The 1,887-nt window shown below is 63.2% G+C and carries 1 protein-coding gene and 1 pseudogene; both read left to right on the top strand.

The genetic code is table 11. The annotated features are described in order from the left end of the window. The first annotated feature begins 38 nt into the window (after positions 1-38). Positions 39-1,376 (top strand): annotated as a pseudogene (gene istA, locus BN873_RS04035) (IS21 family transposase). Next, on the top strand, positions 1,370-1,887 hold a 518-nt coding region (locus BN873_RS04030; RefSeq protein WP_139031641.1), incomplete at its 3' end, for an ATP-binding protein. The pseudogene istA and the gene BN873_RS04030, both read left to right, overlap by 7 nt.

Raw genomic sequence — 1,887 nt, 5'->3', positions numbered from 1 at the left:
ATGAAGAATTGACCCCGCAAGTCAGAGGGGAAATAGTCATGAAGGGTCCGAAAATCCACCTTCCGAGACTGACGATGAGGAAGGGGGAAGCGATGCAAACACCGGAAGCGGTGGCGGCGATGCGGCGGCTGTACGAATTAGGGTGGGGGTTACGGCGGATTGCCGGCGAACTGGGGTGTAGCCGCAACACGGTGAAGCGGCATTTGGACGGTGGGAGTTGGAAGCCCTATCGATCCCCGGTGCGACGACGGACGCTGGGTGGATTGGAATCCTGGCTAGCGGCTCATTTTCGCCAGCATCGGGGCAATGCCGATGTGGTGCGTCAGGAATTGGCGCGAGTGCATGGGATTAGGGTCTCGCTGCGCACCGTCGAGCGGGCGGTGCGACCCTGGCGAGAGGAACTGGAGGCGGCCGCACGGGCCACGGTCCGGTTTGAGACGCCGCCGGGTCAGCAGCTGCAAATTGACTTTGGAACGAGTGCGGTCCGTATGGGCGGTGAGCTGACGGTGGTTCGTCTGTTTGTGGCCACCTTAGGCTATTCGCGGCGGCTGTTTGTAGCGGCGTTTGACCACGAGCGACAAGCGGCATGGCTGAGCGGATTGGAAGGCGCCTTTCGGCACTTTGGCGGGGTGCCCGAGGAGGTGTTACTGGACAACGCGCGGGCGCTGGTGGAGACCCACGATCCGGTCACGCGCGTGGTGACGTTCAATCCCCGCTTTTTGGCGTTTGCGCGCTATTGGGGCTTTCAACCCCGCGCCTGCGCGCCGTATCGCGCGCGTACCAAGGGCAAGGACGAACGTGGAGTCGGTTATGTCAAGCACAACGCGATAGCTGGGTACACCTTTACCTCCTGGGCAGCGCTGGAAAACCACCTTGCGCACTGGACCCGCACGGTGGCCGATGTCCGCATCCACGGGACGACCGGCGAGGTGCCGCTGGAACGGTTTCAGCGGGCCGAAGCGACCGCGTTGCGACCGCTCAAAGACCATCCGCCCTTTCATTGGACGCGCGAACTGACCCGTCGGGTGCACGCCGACAGCTGTATTGAGGTCGACACAAATCATTACAGCGTGCCCTGGCGGTTGATCGGCGACACCGTGACGGTGCGGATCGTAGACGACGAACTGCGGGTACTGCACGCCGGTTGCGACGTTGCCCGACACCTGCTTAACATCGGCCGACGCCAGCGCCAGATGGATCCGGCCCATTTGGCGGGCGTGGTCGGTGCATCCGGTACGATCCGAGCGACGGCCACAGCCGATTAGGCAGCGACGGCCACAGCCGATCAGGCAGCGACGGCCGATACGCCACCCTGCATACCCACCTTGTTGCGACCGTTGACCGAGTATGAGGCGCTATTGGGAGGGGGTTGGTGAACGTCAATACCGACATTCTCCCCAGCCTGCTCGCCCGGCTGCAACTGACCGCCCTGCGCGATCAGCTCGACACCCTGCTGGATGAAGCGGCTCGTCGTGACTTGAACCTGCGCGAGGCCCTGGCGTTTCTCTGCCAGGCCGAAGTGGCCCGCCGCGAACAGCGCCGACTGGACATGGCCGTGCGGTTGGCGAAGTTCCCCTTCGCACGGACGCTGGACGGCTTCGATGTTCAGGCCCAACCGTCGCTTGATCCGAAACAACTGCGCGAACTGGCCTTGTGCCGCTGGGTCGCCAACGGCGATTGTTTGCTCCTCCTTGGCCCACCGGGCGTTGGGAAAACCCATTTGGCCGTGGCCCTGGGGAGTGCGGCGATCCAACAGGGCTATTCCACGCTCTTCACGTCTGCCGCCGCCCTGGTCGCTAACCTGGCCAAAGCCCATGTCGAGGGTCGTCTGGAGGATCGCCTCACCCAATGGGCCAAACCCAAGTTACTGATCATTGATGAACTGGG

Origin of the sequence: Candidatus Competibacter denitrificans Run_A_D11 (assembly GCF_001051235.1) — a bacterium.
Classification (GTDB): Bacteria; Pseudomonadota; Gammaproteobacteria; order Competibacterales; family Competibacteraceae; genus Competibacter_A; species Competibacter_A denitrificans.
Note: the sequence above shows the minus strand (reverse complement) of the source record. Positions and strands in the feature narration are given on the sequence as shown.